This window comes from Frankia sp. AvcI1 (genome assembly GCF_001420875.1).
Lineage (GTDB): Bacteria > Actinomycetota > Actinomycetes > Frankiales > Frankiaceae > Frankia > Frankia alni.
This window is the reverse complement of the sequence record NZ_LJFZ01000030.1, coordinates 90,179-106,959: the sequence shown is the minus strand read 5'-3', so window position 1 is coordinate 106,959 and position 16,781 is coordinate 90,179. Positions and strand designations below refer to the sequence as shown.

The 16,781-nt window shown below is 70.9% G+C and carries 10 protein-coding genes and 11 pseudogenes; 6 read left to right on the top strand and 15 right to left on the bottom strand.

What is annotated here, in order from left to right:
- The 10 genes and pseudogenes from UK94_RS65075 to UK94_RS65050 all read right to left on the bottom strand — a co-directional run.
- Positions 1 to 478, bottom strand: a 478-nt coding sequence (locus UK94_RS65075; RefSeq protein ID WP_235489799.1) for an acyl carrier protein, incomplete at its 3' end; no start/stop codon positions are given.
- Positions 479 to 2,680: 2,202 nt separating this feature from the next.
- A partial coding sequence (locus UK94_RS65070; protein ID WP_235489753.1) for a polyketide synthase occupies positions 2,681 to 3,247 on the bottom strand: 567 nt, incomplete at its 3' end.
- Positions 3,248 to 3,321: 74 nt separating this feature from the next.
- The coding region (locus UK94_RS25245) for an alpha/beta fold hydrolase (protein WP_235489751.1) at positions 3,322 to 4,145 on the bottom strand (824 nt) is incomplete at its 3' end.
- A pseudogene (locus tag UK94_RS25240) lies at positions 4,145 to 4,925 on the bottom strand (alpha/beta hydrolase); the annotation flags it as partial. The pseudogene UK94_RS25240 and the gene UK94_RS25245, both read right to left, overlap by 1 nt.
- Before the next feature lies 1 nt (position 4,926).
- A pseudogene (locus UK94_RS65065) lies at positions 4,927 to 5,224 on the bottom strand (alpha/beta hydrolase); the annotation flags it as partial.
- Positions 5,221 to 5,466 carry a 2-oxo acid dehydrogenase subunit E2 gene (locus tag UK94_RS65060; RefSeq protein WP_235489796.1) on the bottom strand — a complete coding sequence of 82 codons (246 nt, stop codon included), beginning with the start codon at positions 5,464 to 5,466 and terminating at the stop codon, positions 5,221 to 5,223. The pseudogene UK94_RS65065 and the gene UK94_RS65060, both read right to left, overlap by 4 nt.
- A gap of 1,038 nt (positions 5,467 to 6,504) precedes the next feature.
- Positions 6,505 to 6,986 (bottom strand): annotated as a pseudogene (locus UK94_RS25225) (3-oxoacyl-ACP synthase); the annotation flags it as partial.
- A 451-nt stretch (positions 6,987 to 7,437) separates the two neighbouring features.
- A partial coding sequence (locus tag UK94_RS65055; protein ID WP_235489749.1) for an AfsR/SARP family transcriptional regulator occupies positions 7,438 to 7,878 on the bottom strand: 441 nt, incomplete at its 3' end.
- A 15-nt stretch (positions 7,879 to 7,893) separates the two neighbouring features.
- Positions 7,894 to 7,948, bottom strand: a pseudogene (locus UK94_RS75030) (hypothetical protein); the annotation flags it as partial.
- 1 nt (position 7,949) lies between these two features.
- Positions 7,950 to 8,250 (bottom strand): winged helix-turn-helix domain-containing protein (locus UK94_RS65050; RefSeq protein WP_235489790.1); only part of this gene is annotated, 301 nt, incomplete at its 3' end.
- Between the two features lie 3,072 nt (positions 8,251 to 11,322).
- Here UK94_RS65050 and UK94_RS76505 point away from each other — a divergent pair.
- From UK94_RS76505 to UK94_RS65030, 6 genes and pseudogenes are all read left to right on the top strand, one after another.
- Positions 11,323 to 11,935: pseudogene (locus tag UK94_RS76505) on the top strand (LuxR family transcriptional regulator); the annotation flags it as partial.
- Position 11,936: 1 nt separating this feature from the next.
- Positions 11,937 to 12,114 (top strand): annotated as a pseudogene (locus UK94_RS65045) (LuxR C-terminal-related transcriptional regulator); the annotation flags it as partial.
- A gap of 265 nt (positions 12,115 to 12,379) precedes the next feature.
- Positions 12,380 to 12,506 (top strand): annotated as a pseudogene (locus UK94_RS65040) (hypothetical protein); the annotation flags it as partial.
- A 1-nt stretch (position 12,507) separates the two neighbouring features.
- Positions 12,508 to 12,766: hypothetical protein (locus UK94_RS25210; RefSeq protein ID WP_235489747.1), on the top strand; the 259-nt coding region annotated here is incomplete at its 5' end.
- 95 nt (positions 12,767 to 12,861) lie between these two features.
- Positions 12,862 to 13,216, top strand: a pseudogene (locus UK94_RS65035) (aldo/keto reductase); the annotation flags it as partial.
- A gap of 1 nt (position 13,217) precedes the next feature.
- Positions 13,218 to 13,785, top strand: a 568-nt coding sequence (locus UK94_RS65030; protein WP_235489744.1) for an aldo/keto reductase, incomplete at its 5' end; no start/stop codon positions are given.
- Positions 13,786 to 13,937: 152 nt separating this feature from the next.
- Here the strand turns inward: UK94_RS65030 and UK94_RS25200 are convergent.
- The 5 genes and pseudogenes from UK94_RS25200 to UK94_RS25190 all read right to left on the bottom strand — a co-directional run.
- A complete protein-coding gene (locus UK94_RS25200; protein WP_235489788.1) occupies positions 13,938 to 14,096 on the bottom strand; it encodes a ferredoxin in 159 nt (52 codons plus the stop codon).
- 1 nt (position 14,097) lies between these two features.
- A pseudogene (locus UK94_RS75020) lies at positions 14,098 to 14,156 on the bottom strand (ferredoxin); the annotation flags it as partial.
- Between the two features lie 26 nt (positions 14,157 to 14,182).
- Positions 14,183 to 14,374, bottom strand: a pseudogene (locus UK94_RS65025) (cytochrome P450); the annotation flags it as partial.
- Position 14,375: 1 nt separating this feature from the next.
- Positions 14,376 to 14,827, bottom strand: a 452-nt coding sequence (locus tag UK94_RS65020; RefSeq protein WP_235489785.1) for a cytochrome P450, incomplete at its 3' end; no start/stop codon positions are given.
- Between the two features lie 644 nt (positions 14,828 to 15,471).
- Positions 15,472 to 16,780, bottom strand: a pseudogene (locus UK94_RS25190) (ABC transporter ATP-binding protein); the annotation flags it as partial.
- Between the last annotated feature and the right edge of the window lies 1 nt (position 16,781).

Genomic DNA, 16,781 nt, shown 5'->3' with positions numbered 1-16,781 from the left:
CATCAAACTCCCCCGCCCCGTACAAAAAACCACCCCGACGCGTGTACGTCGTCCCCACCCGCTCCGGATCCGGATCAAACAAACCCTCCAGATCCCAACCCCGATCAGCCGGAAAATCACCCGTCACATCCAGACCATCCACCACCACCCGCCACAGATCATCCGGAGAAACCACCCCACCCGGATAACGGCACCCCATCCCCACAATCACCACCGGATCAGCCGAACCCGCCCGCACAGCAGCCGTCACCACCGCCGCGGCCGCGGGCTCGCCGGCGGCTCCGCGCGCGTGGTCGCCGCGCAGATGGCCGACGAGCGCCTCCGCCGAGGGGTAGCTGAACAGCGTGGCCGTGGTCAGCTCGGTGTTCAGCGCGCCGGTGAGCCGGTCGCTGAGCTCGGTCATGCCGAGCGAGTCGAGTCCCAGGTCCCGGAAGGGAGCCGCCCGGTCCAGGGCCGCGGCGTCGCGGTGCCCCAGCACCGCGGCGAGCTCCGCGAGGACCACCTGTTCGACGTCCGGCCCGGACGAGTTCGGCTCGCCCGCCACCGCCTCGACGACGGGCTCCGGCCCGAGGGCAGGCGGCGTCTCGACGGCCGGCTGCGCCTCGGCGGCGGNCTTCGGTCCGGGTGCGGGCGGGGTGCTCGCGGGGTCGGCCCCGGTCCCGAGTTCGAGCCAGTGGCGTTCGCGCTGGAACGGATAGGTCGCCAAGGCCACGCGCGGGCCACCGGGTCCGAACACCGCGTCCCAGTCCAGGCTCGCCCCGGCGACGAACAGCCGCCCGACCGCCAGGTCCAGATCGTCCTGATCACCCAGGACCGGCACGACGGCGGCGGCCCGTCCCAGGCTCGCCCGGCCCAGCCCGCTGAGCGTACGGCCGGGGCCGGCCTCCACCAGGATGGCGGCCCCGAGCTCGTGCAGCCGGTGCAGGCCCGCGTCGAACAGGACCGGGCGCCGGGCGTGCTCGACCCAGTAGTCCGCATCGCCGGCGTCCGCCAGCTCCCCGGTCACCGTGGACACGAACGGGATCACTGGCGCACGGAACGTGATGCCGGCCAGCTCCGCGCGGAACTCCTCGAGCATCGGTTCCATGAGCGGCGAGTGGAAGGCATGGCTGACCTCGAGCCACCGGGTGCGATAGCCCCGGTCTGCGGCCGCGGCGCGGACCGCGTCGAGCGCCGCACGGGCGCCGGCGACCACGACCGAGGACGGTCCGTTGACGGCGGCGAGTCCCGCCACCTCCTCGTGTCCCGCGAGCAGAACGGAGATCTCGTGTTGCGGCGCGGCGACGGCCAGCATTGCTCCGCCGCCGGGAAGNCGCTGCATCAGCCGGCCGCGGGCGGTGATCATCCTGGCCGCTGACGGCAGGTCGAGGATGCCCGCGCAGTGTGCCGCGGCCACCTCGCCGATCGAATGCCCGGCGACGAGGGCCGGTTCGACTCCCCACGACGCGAGCAGCCGGAAGGTGGCCACCTCGACCGCGAACAGGGCCGGTTGGGTGTACCGAGTCTGCCCGAGTAGCTCCGCGTCCGCGCCGGACGCCCAGATCACCTCGCCGATCGGCCGGGGAAGGTACCCGTCGAGCGCGGCGGCGGCCTCGTCGAAGGCGTCTCGCCAGACGGCGAAGTCCCGGTAGGCCCGCCGTCCCATCCCAAGCCGCTGGCTGCCCTGCCCGGGAAACAGCACCGCGACCGCGCCGGCGACCGCCTGCCCGGTGACGATCCCCGCATCGGCGCGCCCTTCGGCGAGCGCAGTGAGGCCTGCCAGCGCGTCCCCGGTGACCGCGGCCCGGACCCCGAACGCCGTCCTGGTCGCGGCGAGCGTGCGGGCCAGGCCCGCGGGCACCCCGCCGCGCTCGGTGACGAGGTCGCGCACCTGTCGCGCCCGGGCCCACAGCGCGGCTTCGGTGCGCGCGCTCACCAGCAGGGTGGCGACCGTTCCCGCGGTCGCCTCGCCACCCGACGGCGACAGCGACGGCGACGGCGGCTCGGCCAGCACGAGGTGGCAGTTGGTGCCGCCCATCCCGAACGAGCTCACCCCGGCGACCAGCCGCTCCTCGGGCCGTGGCCAGTCACCGCCGAAGTCGCGCACCTGCAGGTGCGCGGCGGCGAGGTCGATCTGCGGACTCGGCTCGGCGTAGTTCAGGCTGGCCGGCAGCGACCGCCTGGCGATGCTGAGCACCGTCTTGAGCAGGCCGGTGATCCCGGCCCCGCCCTCGAGATGGCCGACGTTTGTCTTGACCGACCCGACCTGCAGCGGGGCCCCGCCACCGGCCACGAGGCCGAGCGCGCGGGCCTCGATCGGGTCGCCCACCGGTGTGCCCGTGCCGTGCAGCTCGACGTACTGGACCTGCTCGGGTCGGACTCCGGCCTCGGCCCGGGCGCGGGCGATCACCTGCGCCTGCGCCTGCGCGCTCGGCACGGTGAGCCCGTCGGTGGTCCCGTCGTTGTTGATCGCCCCGCCGAGAACGACCGCGTGGACGTGGTCGCCGTCGGCGAGCGCCGCGGTGAGCGGCTTGAGCAGGACCAGCCCCGCGCCCTCCCCGCGGACGTAGCCGCTGGCCCGGCGGTCGAACGTGTAGCAGCGCCCGTCCGGGGACAGGGCACCGAAGCGGGTCACCGCGGCCGTGCCCCGGGGATCGACGATGAGGTTGACCCCGCCGGCGAGCGCCGTCGTCGACTCCCNGCGCCGCAGGCTCTCGCAGGCCAGGTGCACCGCCACCAGGGACGAGGACTGGGCGGTGTCCACCACGATGCTCGGCCCGCCCAGCCCGAGGGTGTAGGACACGCGATTGGCGATGATGCCCCGCGTCGTCCCGGTCAGGGTGTGCCGGGAGGTCGAATGCCGGGACAGCGCCGCGTACTCGTCCGCGAGGGAGCCGATGAACACCCCGGTCGCGGTGCCGCGCAGCGAGGCGGGCAGCACGCCGGCGTCCTCCAGGACCTCCCAGCTCAGCTCGAGGATCAGCCGCTGCTGGGGATCCATCGCCGCCGCCTCGCGCGGTGAGATCCCGAAGAACTCCGCGTCGAACTCGTCGATCGCGTCGAGATAGCCGCCGTAGCGCTGGCCAGGGGCCACGAGGTCGTCGAGCGCCGCCGCGTCCCAGCGCCCCGCCGGCACCTCGCGCACGCTGCTACGCCCCTCGACGAGCAGCCGCCAGAACGCCTCGGGATCCGGCGCGCCCGGCAGACGGCACGCCAGCCCGATGACGGCGACGGGCTCCTTGGCCGAGGCGTTCGCGCTGCTGTCCATGGTGTCCTCTCCAGTTGTGAGCCGCGCTTTGCTCGACGCGGCGGTCCGCTCGGGTTCAGCGGTCCCCGTGTGCNTGCCGGTGGAGGGCCGCCACCACCACGTCGGCCACCTCCCGCGCCCGCGGCACCAGGTAGAAATGGCCGCCGGTGAACACCCGGGACTCGAAGCCGCCGGCGGTGTGGTTGCGCCATCGCCGCGCCTCGCCGACGCTGACCCTCGGGTCGGCCGTGCCCGTCAGCACGGTGATCGGGCAGTCGACCCGCGCGCCGGGGATCGGTACGTATCCGCGCAGTGCCTCGTAGTCGGCCCGGATCGCCGGAAAGATCATCCTGCGGAGATCCGTGTTGTCGAGCACCGCGCGGGAGGTGCCGCCCAGGGCGAGCACCTCCTCCTCCAGCGACCGGTCGTCGACGAGGATCGCCGGGTCGATCCGGATCGCTGCCGGGGCGCGGGCCGCCGACGCGAACAGCCGGACGGGCGCTGTCGGGGCGAGCAGGGCCGCCTCGAAGGCGACCAGCGCCCCCATGCTGTGGCCGAGATAGGCCGTGGGCGTCGCGTCGTCCAGCGCGGCGAGCTGGGCCGCGACCTGCCTGGCCAGTTCCCGCAGGTCGCTGACGGCGGGTTCGTCGAAGCGGTCCAGCCGGCCGGGATACTGCACCGCCAGCAGCTCGGCACGCCCGCCCAGGCTTCTCGCCAGCGGCCGGAAAAACGCGGCCGAGCCGCCTGCGTGCGGGAAGCACACGACCCGCCCCCCGGCGCCGACACCGGTGGCGACGCCGGTGCCGGCGGCAGTGGCGATGCCGGCGGCAGTGGTGGTGCCGGCGGCAGTGGTGGTGCCAATGGTGGTGGTGAACTGTCGCAGCCACACGCCGCGGTCCGGGGCGCCGGTGATGGTCATCAGCCCGACCCGGACCGCGCCCCCGCGACAGCCGCGGCAAGCTGTGCCTTGACGCCGTCGTCGGCCCCCGGCCACATGTCGAGGATCGCGTGCAGGCTCCACAGACGGGTCTCGGCGAGGTGCGAGGGCGCACCGTGCACGTCGTCGTGTTCCACCAGCCGCAGATCGCGCACCGCGGCCTTGAGCCGGTCGACGTCCCCGGCCGGGATGATCTCGTCGCGGCGTGCGGCCACGACGGCCAGCGGGATGTCCAGCGCGCGCAGCCGCTCGTCGTCGAGCGCCCACGGCCCGATGCGCGCGAAGACCTCCTCGGCGCTGACACCGACGAGGTGCGCGAGGGTGTCCCTGGTCACCTTCGGGACGCGCCGCCACCAGGCGGCGTCGGTGAAGAAGTCGCTCACCGGCGTGCCGTTGCCGACGATGCCGCGCACCCGTGGGTCGTGCAGCGCCGCCGTGACCGCGAGGTGCCCGCTGAAGCTGAGCGCGAGCAGGTAGGTCTGCTCGACCCGAGCCTGCCCGCTCAGGGTGTCCAGGATCGCCGGGAACAGCCGCCAGCTGTCACCGCGGTAGGGCAGCGGGTTCTCACCCACCCGCGGCAGCTCGGCGACCACCCCGGCAAAGCCGAACTGGACCAGCTGCGGCAGCACCGCACCCCACTGCTCCTTCGGGCTGACGATGCCACCTGTCATGATCACCAGCGGTCTGGGGTTCTCGGCCGACAGCCCCATCGTCAGGACCCGGACCGGCAGCCCGTCGATCTGGATCTCCGCCGTGTCGAGGNCGGGCTGCGTCACCCGCCACCGGTCGAACGCGTCGACGCAGCGACCCAGCGCACGCGCCCGGCCTGGACCGTCGACGAACGGGAACCGGCCCATGTTGTAGTACTGGCAGGCGGCCAGGGTCTGGCCGGCGGCATCGAGCTCCTCGCCGGCGCGGATCCACTCGTGGGCCCACGAGCCGGGCCCGTCGCCCGCGTCGGTCGTGATCGCGTCGAGCAGGCTCGCGTAGTGGTCGGCCGCGAGATTCTGCGAGATCGCGTGCGCCACCACGAACCGCTTCAGCTCGGCGAGGTCGTTCATTGCTCGACCGCCTCCAGCGCCGCAGTGATCTCGGTCAGGATGTCGGCGGCCTCCGCGCCGTCGATCACCCGGTGGTCGAAGGTCAGCGACAGCCGCAGCACCGGCGCGACCGTGACCTGCCCGGACCGGACGACGGGTCTGTCGACGATCCGACCGACCCCCAGAGTGATCGTGGTGCCGCCGACCGAGTGGAACGAGTCGACGACACTGTGCCCCAACGAGGTGACGCTGAAGGTGCCCACGATGGCCGGGCGCAGTTCCAGCCGTGCCGCCGCGGCGCGAAATCTCTCGTGGGCCTGCGCCGGCGGCAACTCCCGCAGCGCCCGGATGGCGGCGAAGTCCTCGGCGGTGTCCGGGTCACCCGCGGCGACCTGGTCGAGCCGGGCCTGGATGTCGGCGAGGCTCGCGCTCTGCAGGTCGGGAAGCACGGTGGCCAGCACCACCCGCCGCCCGTCGAGGATCCGATCGAGCGTGACCTTCGCGCTCACCGTGTCGAAGGTTGCCAGGCGCGGCTCGATCCGTCCGTCGATCGCCGCATTGGCCTCGGGGTGCCGGCGCAGCACGCCGGCCGCGGCGTGCACGACATAGCTCACCACGGACCGACGCCCGCCCGCCGCCGCGGCCTTCGCGCGGCCGGCGACGATCGNGGTCGCGTCCACCTCGGTGTCCAGAAAGACGGGGGAGAAATCCCTGATCTGATCGAGGAAGAACAGGGTGTGCTGCCGTTGACTGGGAAACTCATGCTCGCTCATGCATGCACCAGCTGGTAGATCGACTCCAGGCTCCCGGCCTCCAGCAGCGCCGGCAGGGAGATCTGGGCATCGGCATTTCTCTCCAGGATCACAAGCACGGCCAGNAGTTGCACCGAATCCCAGCCGGGCAGCTCGTCGAGACCGAGTCCCAGATCCTCCACGTTCACGTCGAGCCCTATCTCGTCCCGCAGGAGACCGACGAACGTGGTTCTCGTCATGGCGGCCATCNACACTCACCTCCAGCCGTTCACTTCAGTTTTCCGGTGGGCCGGTCACGCTCTCTCCAGCGCCAGACCCGACTTGATCCACTTGCTCGACTCGATCGCCACGGCAAGNACCTTCGCCGGCCCCGACACGATCTCCAGCAGCTGATCCAGCTGGAAGAAGAGCAACGCGTTGCCGTTGTTTCCGGTCGATTCGACGCAGGAGATCTCCCGCGCTGACGGCAGGTTCAGCCTGCTGGTGATCTTTGTGGTCATCGCCACGGACAGCTGAGGCGGAAGCAGGTAGTCGACCTCGGCGCGCTGNCAGTCGAGGTCGTCGAGGAGCTCGTCGACCACCTCTTCGCTCATCTGCGGCACCGACTCCTCGATCGCCTTGTAGTCCTCCTGGGCCGCGACGACAGGCCCGTCCCGGTCGACCAGGCCGAACCACCGCAGCACCTGACCCGGCTCACGATCGAGGCCGGTCAGGCGAGTCAGTACCGCGCGGACGACGGGGGCGTCGGGACGGTCCTCGGTGGACAGCACCGCCGCCCCGGCCCCGTCGCCGAACAGGACGAAGTTGACCAGTTCCCGCGGCGGCACCGCGGCGAGCTTGACGTTGACGTCGTAGTGCTTGGCAATCACGTCCCCGCCGATGACCAGGGCCGTGCGGTAGCGCCCGGTCGCCAGCAGGGAGGTCGCGACGTCGAAAGTCTGTACCGCGCCGGAGCAGCCGGACTGGAGCTGGAAGGTCGGCACCCCGTCGATCCGCAGTCGATCGGCGATCACATTGACCGTGGCCGGCATGAGGTCGTCCGGGGTCGCGGTGCCGAGGACGACGACGTCGACATCCTCCGCGCTGATCCGGGCCCGTTCGAGGGCCTTCGCCGCCGCGATGTACCCGAGGTCGGCGAGGGACTGGCCCGGCTCGCCGGTCGCCAGGTCCACCGCCAGGTGCCGGGTCTTCGTACCGATGAAGGTGTCGACCCACTGCTGCCACAGGTGGTCCATTCCGAACCGGCCGGCCAACGCGGCGGTGTCAATGGGCGGCCCCGGCAGAGNGGTTCCGGCGGAGAGCAACCGCACTGGACCTCGCGGCATATCTTCACCTCTACTGTAGATGTCGCCTTCCGTTGTGNCGAAAAACTACTACGCCACGCTAAAGAGACTCTTGTATCGCTGCTCGACGGCCGCGGACGACCACCGGTCCGGTCCGCTAACCCGCCACCACGAGGTCACGCCGGTCGTTCAGGATTGNGTTCTGCAACTGACGCATCGTCTCGCTCGGCTCGAGCCCGAGTTCCTCCCGCATGAGGCGCCGCGCGCACTGGAACTCGCGCAAAGCCTCGGCCCGCCGACCCGACAGATGCAGGGCCAGCATCAGCAGTTCCCGGAACGCCTCGTGGAACGGGTGCTCGTCGATCCAGTTCGTGAGATCACACACCAGCTCCCGGTGACGTCCGGTCCGCAAGGAGCAGCGGGCGATCGACTCCAGACACTCCAGCCGCATTTCCTCGGCCCACCGTATGAAGGTGCTCACGATGTCGCCGTCCCGGATCCCGGCAAGTACCGGCCCGCGGAAGAGCGCGGCCGCGGCGGTGAAGCTGACGAACGCCCGCTCCGGCTGGTCGGCCTGATCAGCCCGCCCGCGCGCATGCAGCTGCTGCAGGTCGTGGACGTCGGTCAGCGAGTCGTCCACCCGCAGGACGTAGCCGTGCGCGTGCGTGGTGATGACCGCTCCGCGACCTTCCGGGCCGATGCAGATCTTGNGCAGCTGGGAGATGTAGACATGCAGACCGGCCCGGACCCGGCTGGGGCGGTCGTCCCCCCATATCTCGCTGATGAGCTCTTCGGCAGAGACCGGACGATTCGCTCTGATCAGAAGCGCGGCGAGCAGGATCTCGACTTTCGGCGCGCTGATCCTGACAGGCTTTTCATTCCTGATCTGGAGAGGCCCGAGCAACTCGTATCGCGTGGCTTCCACAGTCTGTCCTCCACGGACGGGGAGACGGACCGGTGTCCGCTTCACCTGGCGTCGGCCATTCTCACCAGACGGACGAAGCAGGCACATCAGCGGAAGTGCGTATCTTCGGCCCAGCCCGTACGTACTCGCCGAGTGCGGCCGGGTCGTGGNCATAGGGGCGACTCGACGTTCGGGCGCCGCCGGATCCCGATCTCGGCGGCCTCAGCCCTGCACCGCGCCGGAACTTCGGCCCGCCCGCCCGGCTCGATGCCCGCGGCACGGACGGATCCGCTCGCCGCCCACGCCGATTCGGCGCGTGGGACCAACCGGCCGAACAGCCCGGCGAGCCGGCCCGGTGCGGTGCTCCACGCACCGGCGCATCACTCTCGATCGTTTCCCGCGGACGGGATCGGCCCCGACCGCGATCGTATCGAAGGCGCGCGTTTCCCCCGCCGACCCCCGACTCCGATTACACACCGCAACCATTGGCGGGTACCGGCGGCGGCCATTGGAAGCGGCAGCCGACCAGGCAGCGGACCAGGCAGCGGGCCACATATCCGCGGCCGGGCGGGCGACGACCGGAACGGGCAGGACGGACCGTAACGGTGGACAGTACGAAGAGGCTCCTCGTAGGATGCGAAGGTGCTCCGCAGCCCATCTCGTCGCGCCCACATAGACTTCGCCCGGGTGTCCAGCGCTTTGTGTCCGTAGGCACGACTGTTCCGATCTCTGGCATCGGGGCACTGCTGTTTTCCGCCCTCGCGGGCGGCCTTTCCGGCGGCCGGGCCGTGCGCAGATCCGCATGGGGATGTCGCAGCCACATCGTACCGTGCCGCCGCTCTGACTCGTGCCGCCGCTCTGGCTATGGTGCGAAGCACTCATCCGCGCACCTTCACCCACGGCCACGGCCGGTGGTGGACACAACGGTGTGATATACGCCGCGCGGGCGCGATCGCATCCAACCGCCCGCCATGGCCGGCACGGCCGGCCCACGCCACGCACGGCCGCCCAGGCGGCCGAACCTCGTGTCGAGGCTGCAAAAATACAACACAATGAACGCGTCACCGCGCGCGACGGTCGCGGATCCCGCGCCCGGCCCGACGCTTCCGGGGACAAGGGGAATGCCAGATGGAGTCGTNGCTCCACGCCATGACGCCCTACGCACCCGCGCACATCAACCCACCCGAGTCCACCGTCGTGCGGACGGCCGAGCTGGAAACGCTGCAGACCCTGGTATGCGAGCCCGCCCGCGCAGGCAGTTTGATCGCGGTCGTCGGCGACCCGGGGTCGGGCAAGACGCATCTGCTGGCCGCCCTGGTGCGCCACCGGTACTCCAGCGAGCGCCCGGCCATTGTCTACCGCCACTCCCCGGGCCAGGACGCGGACTCGTACAGCCCACTGCAGTCCGCGCTGTCGCACATCCCGCCGCCCCGCTCACCGGACCTGCCGGCCGAGAACGTCGCGCGGCTGCGGCGGTGGTCGGCCAGTCGGGGCCTGCTNGTCCTGGAGGACGCCCATCTGGCGAGCGCCGCCACGATAGGGGAGCTGACCGCGATCGCAGCGGGGAAGATCCGTCCCCGGTGGGACGTGGTCGTCTCGCTGCGGCCCCGCCAGACCCCCATGGAGCTGGCCGAGGCGATCTCGCTCGGCGTCACCTTCGGCCACGCCAGTCGGATCGAGCTGGCGCCGCTGACCAACGAGCAGGTCGTCGCCCTGCTGTCGCGACCACTGACGCGGGAGATCCGTCCTGACGACCGCAATCCCTTCAACCTGCGCGCGCTGCTGGCCCTCGAACAGAGCAGGCGGCAGTGCCAGAACTCGATCGTCGCGCCCTTCGAGTTCGCCGCGCTGGTCGAGACCCAGGGCCTGAGCGCGACGGAGCACCGCGTCCTGCAGGCAGCCGTGGTGCTGCGGGACCACTTCGACGTCGAGCTGCTCTCGGNGGTTGCCGAGCTGGACCATCCGCAGGTCTCCGCGGCGGTGCGGGTGCTGGTACAGCGCGACCTGTTGCGGCCGGACGGGATCGGGCAGGGCTTCTCCATCCGCCACGACGTCCTCGGCACGCTCCTGCACCGGTCGATGGATCCGATCTGGGCGAAGAACGCCCACCGGCGCGCCATCGGCAGCCTCGCCAGCCGGGGCCTGACCAGCCGAGAGCTCGGCTTCCATCTGGTTCACTCGCTCTTCCGCGCGCGGCCTGAGGAACTCGCGCAGATCGTCGCGGCGGCGTGGGACGTCATGGAGCTCGATGTCTCGGAGGCCATCTCGTGGCTCACCACGGTGACCGAATGGACCTCCCCCACCAGCGCGATCGGACGCAAGGCCCGACTCGCCCTGGTCGCCGCGCTCGGCAACTCCGGGCGCATGACGGAAAGCCGTGCCCTACTCTTCGACATCCGCCGCCACCAGGAGGATCTCCACGAGGCCGACTGGGCAGATCAGGTCGCCTTCGTCAGCGTGATCGAGGGCATCGCCAGCCACGACGTCCAGACCCTCGGCCTGCTCGGTGAGCAACTGGATCTGCCCGCGGCCCGATCCTCGATCGCCTGGCCCCGGATGGTCTTCGCCCACGGCCTGCGGATGGCGATGATGATCGGAACACACGACCNCCAGCTCATCGACGCCGCGGTAGAGGTCGCCCGACGCAACGGGACGGACGCGGACATCTGCGGGCTGCTTGCCATCCGAGCGCTCGCCTCGATGCAGGCGGGGGACTTCGACGCCGCCTGCACGGACGCGTCCGCCGCCGGGGATGCCCTTTCCCGGTGCCCGGAGCGGCTGGTCAGCCAACGACTGGAATACATCTTCGCGGTCGGTCTCGCCGACCTCTATCTCGGCCGGTGGTCGGATGCCCGCCATCACCTCGGCCGCGGGGTGGCAACGGCCTACCGGTCGCAGCGGACCTTCATCCTGNCGAGCCTGCTGGTGCTGCTCAGCGAGGCCGAGCGCAACCTCGGGCTGCTCCGCCAGGCGCGCAAGTCGGCGCAGGCGGCTCACCATGAGGCCGGCACCACCTCCACCCTGCGCTGGTCCCAGGCTCTCGCCCTGCAGTCGCTCAGCGAGGTATGGCTGCAGCCGCCGGGCAGCGGGCGGGCGCGCGCACTGGCGAAGCAGGCGCTGTCCGGGCACCCCCAGGAGCCGCAGATGCCACTGCGCGGCGACGTCANCGGCAGTGCGTCGATGGCGATCCTTTCTCTGGCCATCTCGGCCTGGCTTGACGGCGATCCGCAGCACTGCGTGACGTTGCTGCTCAACGAGGGCAGGGGAGCGCAGCTGACGGGGCTGCCACTGATGCAGCGCGGCCGAGGTTGGGAGCTGCTCTGCGCGGCCGGGCTCGACGCCGGACTGCCCATCACCGAGTGGGCCGCGCGCAACGAGCACCACGCCCGCGCGGTATCGCTGCCCTCTCACCAGGCCTTCGCCCTCCTCTCGCGTGGCCACGTGCTGCGTGGGACCGGGCGGACCGCCGACGCCGCCGCGTGCTACCTGGAGGCGGCCACGCTGTTCGCCTCGGTAGGCATGACGATCGATCAGTGCTACTCCCTCGGTCTCGCCGCGGCGGCGCTGCGATCGCTGGGCCGCGCCTCGCAGGCCGCGGACCTCGCCGACCTGGCGGCGGAGATCGCCGGGCGCCGCGACGCCCGCACCCTGCTGGACTGGCTGGGCCGGCAGGCCGGCCAACCCAGCCGAACCAGCCGACCCGACCAGCCCCGACCACCGGACCCCGTCGACTCCGAGATACTCGGCGCGCTCACCCGGCGCGAGCGCGAGATCGCCTTCCTCATCTCGTCGGNCATGAAACGGCGGGAGATCGCCGAGCGACTGACGATAAGCATCAGAACAGTCGACGTCCACCTGACCCGAATCTATCGGAAGACCGGATTGAACTCAATGGTGGAGCTGGCTCTCGCGGTGACCCGGAGCACCGGTACGGGCCAGGCCGAGGACCAGCGCCCGACGCTTCTCTTTAGANCCATTTGAGCCCCCCGACATAGCATTTGGACAATATTGACCGAGGGCTCGGCCGGCCGGTGGACCGACGGCGCGACGGGCCGCGCAGCCAGGAGGGACCGACACCATGACAGGTACGTCGACGACCGGCCNCACCGCACCGGAGGATCTCGCTCGAACGGGCGCGGTCTTCACGTTCACCGCTCCCCCAGAGACCAGTTCGGCCGAGGTCGACGGCCTCCGCCAGCCGGCGAGGTCGCTGATTCTGCGCGACCTTACCGAGAAGGTGACCGCGTACCAGTCGACCAACGACGACCTGACCGGAGCGACACCGACCGAGAACGATGTCGCCACCGTGGAGCTTGACATATTCGCTCCGGACGGGACGCTGCTGGGGAGAACGGTGGGTGGCGNCCGAATGCTCTACCAGCAGGCCGACGACGGCCATTACATCGCGTACTTCGGCGAGGAGATATCGCTGTTGGACGGAAACGTCGTGCGGTCGGGCGGGCTCGTCGACGACGCCCGCCTGACCGCCGGGGAGCCGGCGACCTTTCCCGCCGTCGTCGTCGACGGCCCCCTGCGCGGGGCCATCGGTTACCGCCAGTTCCGGCCCCTGGTCAAGGAGACCCACGACACCTACATCTCCTCGATTGTGCTGTACGGACGGTGATCTCCCGGACCTCCTCCGAGGATTCCATCACCCGCCTGCCCACCCGGCGGATCGGCACTCTCACCGTCGGCGCCCAGGGGCTGGGGTGTCTGGGCATGACCGAGTTCTACGGTCCGACCGATGACGCCGAGGCGATCGCCACCATTCATCGTGGGCTCGAACGCGGGATCACCCTGCTCGACACCGCCGACGTCTACGGGCACGGCCGCAACGAGGAGCTGATCGGGCGCGCGCTGCGGGGCCGGCGCGACCAGGCCGTCATCGCCACCAAGTTCGGCGTGGTCCGCCCCGGACCGGGTGTGGGCTCGGGTATCCGCGCCGACGCCGACCACGTCCGCCGCAGCTGCGAGGACTCCCTGCGTCGGCTGGGTGTCGATCATCTCGACATCCTGTGTCTGACCAGGGTGGACCCCTCGGTACCGATCGAGGAGACGGCCGGGGCGCTGGCCGNGCTCGTCACCGCCGGCAAGGTCCGCGAGATCGGGCTGTCCGAAGCCGGGGCCGCGACGATCCGCCGCGCCCACGCGGTCCATCCCCTGGGAGTACTCCAGACGGAGTGGTCGCTGTGGTCCCGTGACATCGAGGCCGAGATCGCGCCGCTGTGCCGCGAGCTGGGCATCACGGTCGTCGCCTACGCGCCGCTCGGCCGCGGCTTCCTCAGCGGCACCATCCGCTCGGTCGACCAGCTCGGTACCGACGACTTCCGCCGGATCGCCCAGCCCCGCTTCGCCGCCGAGAACCTGCCCCGCAACCTCACCGTCGTGGACCGGCTGGTCCGGCTGGCGGACGAGCGGGGCGTGAGCGCGGCGCAGCTGGCCCTGGCCTGGCTGCACCATCGCGACCTCGACGTCGTGCCCATTCCGGGCACCCGACGGCGTTCGCACCTGGACGAGAACGCGGCGGCCGCCTTCCTGGACCTCGATGCCGAGGACCTGGCCGCGATCGAGGCGAGCGTCGCGCCCGGGCACATCGCGGGTGCGCGCTGGAACGAGCAGAGCATGCAGTTCATCGAGCTCTGACGGACGCCCCGCCGGTCGACCTGTCCCGGTCGGCCGGCGGGGCGCTCCACGACGGTCCTCAGCATCCTCGGCAGCATCCTCGACGTCCACGACGATGCATGACGGCCCACGATCTTCACGACGATTCGCGACGGGGGCGGCCGGGCACAAGATCACCCGGTCGCAGACCCACCGAGCAGCGTGATCGCGGCGGCCGGGCACAGATACTGGGCCTTGCGCAGCAGGGGCTCGTCGCCGGCCGGCCGATCCGGCTCGACGACGACCACCAGACCCTCCTCGTCCTGGTCGAAGACGTCCGGCGCCGTCGCCAGNCAGCGCCCGGCACTGATACACAGGTCGCGGTCGGCCTCGACCCGCAGCGCCGCTACCACTCGACGGGAAGCTCGAGGACACGCTNCACGGTGCCCGCGCTGAGGATCGGCAGCTCCTCCATCGGCACGGCCAGGCGCAGTCCCGGCAGACGGGTGATCAGCTCGCGCAGCGCCAGCTCGATCTCCAGCCGGGCGAGGTTCTGCCCCAGGCACTGGTGGATGCCGAATCCGAACGTCAGGTGGAACGTGTCGTCGCGCTGGATGTCGAACTCGTCCGCNCGCTGGTGCACCTGCGGATCGCGGTTGGCCAGGGTGCCGGAGACCAGGACGGGCTCGCCCTCCCGGATGTGGTGCCCCGCTATCTCGATGTCGCCCTTGGCGATCCGGACGGCGACCAGGTCCGTGGTCGCGACGTAACGCAGCAGCTCTTCGATCGCCCCGGGCAGCAAGGAGATGTCGGCCCGCAGCTTGGCCAGTTCCTCGGGGTGCCCGAGCAGGTTGATGATGCCGATCGCGAGCGTCGACGCCGTCGTCTCGTGGGCCGCGATCAGCAGGACGAGCGCGATCGACACCAGTTCGTCGTGGCCGATGTCGCCATCGCTGACCCGCTCCCGCACCAGTTGGCCGATCAGGCCGTCGGTTGGGTTGCGCTGCTGCTCCGTCACCAGATTGTCGAGATACTCGACGAGGTCCTGGGCCGCCTTGCCGGCCTCCTCCTCGCCGGCCAGCATCACCTTGCCGCTGCAGTCCTGGAAGAAGTCGTGGTCGGCGTAGGGAACACCGAGATGGTGACAGATGATCAGCGAGGNCATCGGCACGGCGAGCATTTCGATGAGATCCGCCGGCGGACCATGATCGATGATCCGATCGACGTAACCGGCAATGATGCGCTCAAGCTCCGGTCTCATCGCCCGCACGGAACGGAGGCTGAAATGNGGGTTGAGATAGCGACGGTACACGTCATGGATGGGCGGATCCATCGCGAGGAGGGCCAGGCTGCGCGCCACCGGCGAACGGAACCGCGGCGCCACGATGGNAAAGTTTGGATGGGTACNCAACGACGAGAGGTTCGGATGCGTGAGTATCTCTCGGGACTCCCGGTATCCGGTGACCATCCAGGACTCGCGGCCGTCGAACAGNCTGACCTTGACGACCGGCCCTTCCTGGCCGATCTCTTTATATGCCGGCGGCGGCTCGTAGGGGNAGGTCCGCGTTTGCGGATACTGTGGGGCCTGCGTCATTCGCGGGATCCTTCCGCATGAAATCTTGCAAGTCGTCGACAGTACCGAAGTTATGACCCGGGCCGACGAGTGAGGGCCACCATAGGAATGTAGTGGTAGAGGCGTACGACCGGCAAGAGCGGTTAAGAATGCCTTCAGCGTCGCGGCGGGCCGACAACGACATCGTCGGCCGACTCGGCGGTGGCCGACTCGGTGGTGTCCTTCTGCGCGACGGCCAGGCGGGGGACCGCGGCGAGCAGCGCCTGGGTGTAGGGATGCCGGGGAGCGCCGAACACCTGCTCCGCCGGTCCCTGTTCGACGACCTGCCCCCGGTGCATGACCACCACCCGATGGCTGAGGTAGTGCACGACGCCCAGGTGGTGGGAGATGAAGACGTACGCGACGCCCAGGCGGGCCTGCACGTCCCGGAACACCTCGAGCACCTGTGCCTGGATCGAGACGTCCAGGGCCGACACCGGCTCGTCGCAGACGATCACCTCCGGGTCGGACGCGAGCGCGCGAGCGATCGCCAGCCGCTGGCGCTGGCCCCCGGACAGTGCCCTGGCCCGGGTGGGCAGGACCTCCGGTCCGAGCCCGACATGCTCCAGCAGCTGCCCCACCCGCTTCGCCCGGTCGGCGGCCGACGTCGACGACACGCGCAGCGGCTCCTCGAGGATCTGGCGGGCCGTGTAACGGGGGTCGAACGAGCCCAGCGGGTCCTGGTAGATCATCTGGACCCGCCGGCGGGCCGCGCGCCGGGCGGCGCGGTCCAGCGCGGTCCACCCGACACCGTCCACCGTGACCTCGCCGGAGTCCGGTGCGACGAGCCCCATCAGCATCCGGCCAACCGTGGTCTTGCCCGACCCGGACTCCCCGACGAGCCCGACGGTCTCCCCCGCCCGCACGACGAAGGAGACGTCGTCGACCGCTGTCAGCCGCTGCCGGCCGGGGAGTTCGTAGGTCTTGACGAGCCCGCGGGCCGCCAGCACCGCCGCAGCCGGATCGGCGGGCACCCTCGGCGCCGGCCCGGGCGGGGGGCTCACCCGCACCGGTGCGGCGGCGACGGGCGTCGAGGGTGCCGGCGCCCCGCCGCCGTGTGTACCCAGGGCCGAGGCCGCCGCGAGCAGCTGGCGGGTGTAGGCGTGGGCGGGCGCGTCGAGCACGGTCCGGGTGGGCCCCTGTTCGACGAAGACCCCATCCCGCATCACGTAGACGTGGTCGGCCAGTTCGGCCACGACCGCGAGATCGTGGCTGATCAGCAGCATCGCCGTGCCGTCCGCCGTGCGCTCCCGCAGCAGTGCGAGCACCTGCTTCTGCACCGTCACGTCCAGCGCCGTGGTGGGCTCGTCCGCGATGACCAGATCGGGCCGTGCGGCGAGGGCGGACGCGATCAGCGCACGCTGGCGCAGCCCACCGGACAACTGGTGGGGATGCTGGCGCAGCCGGGTCCGCGGGTTCGGGATGN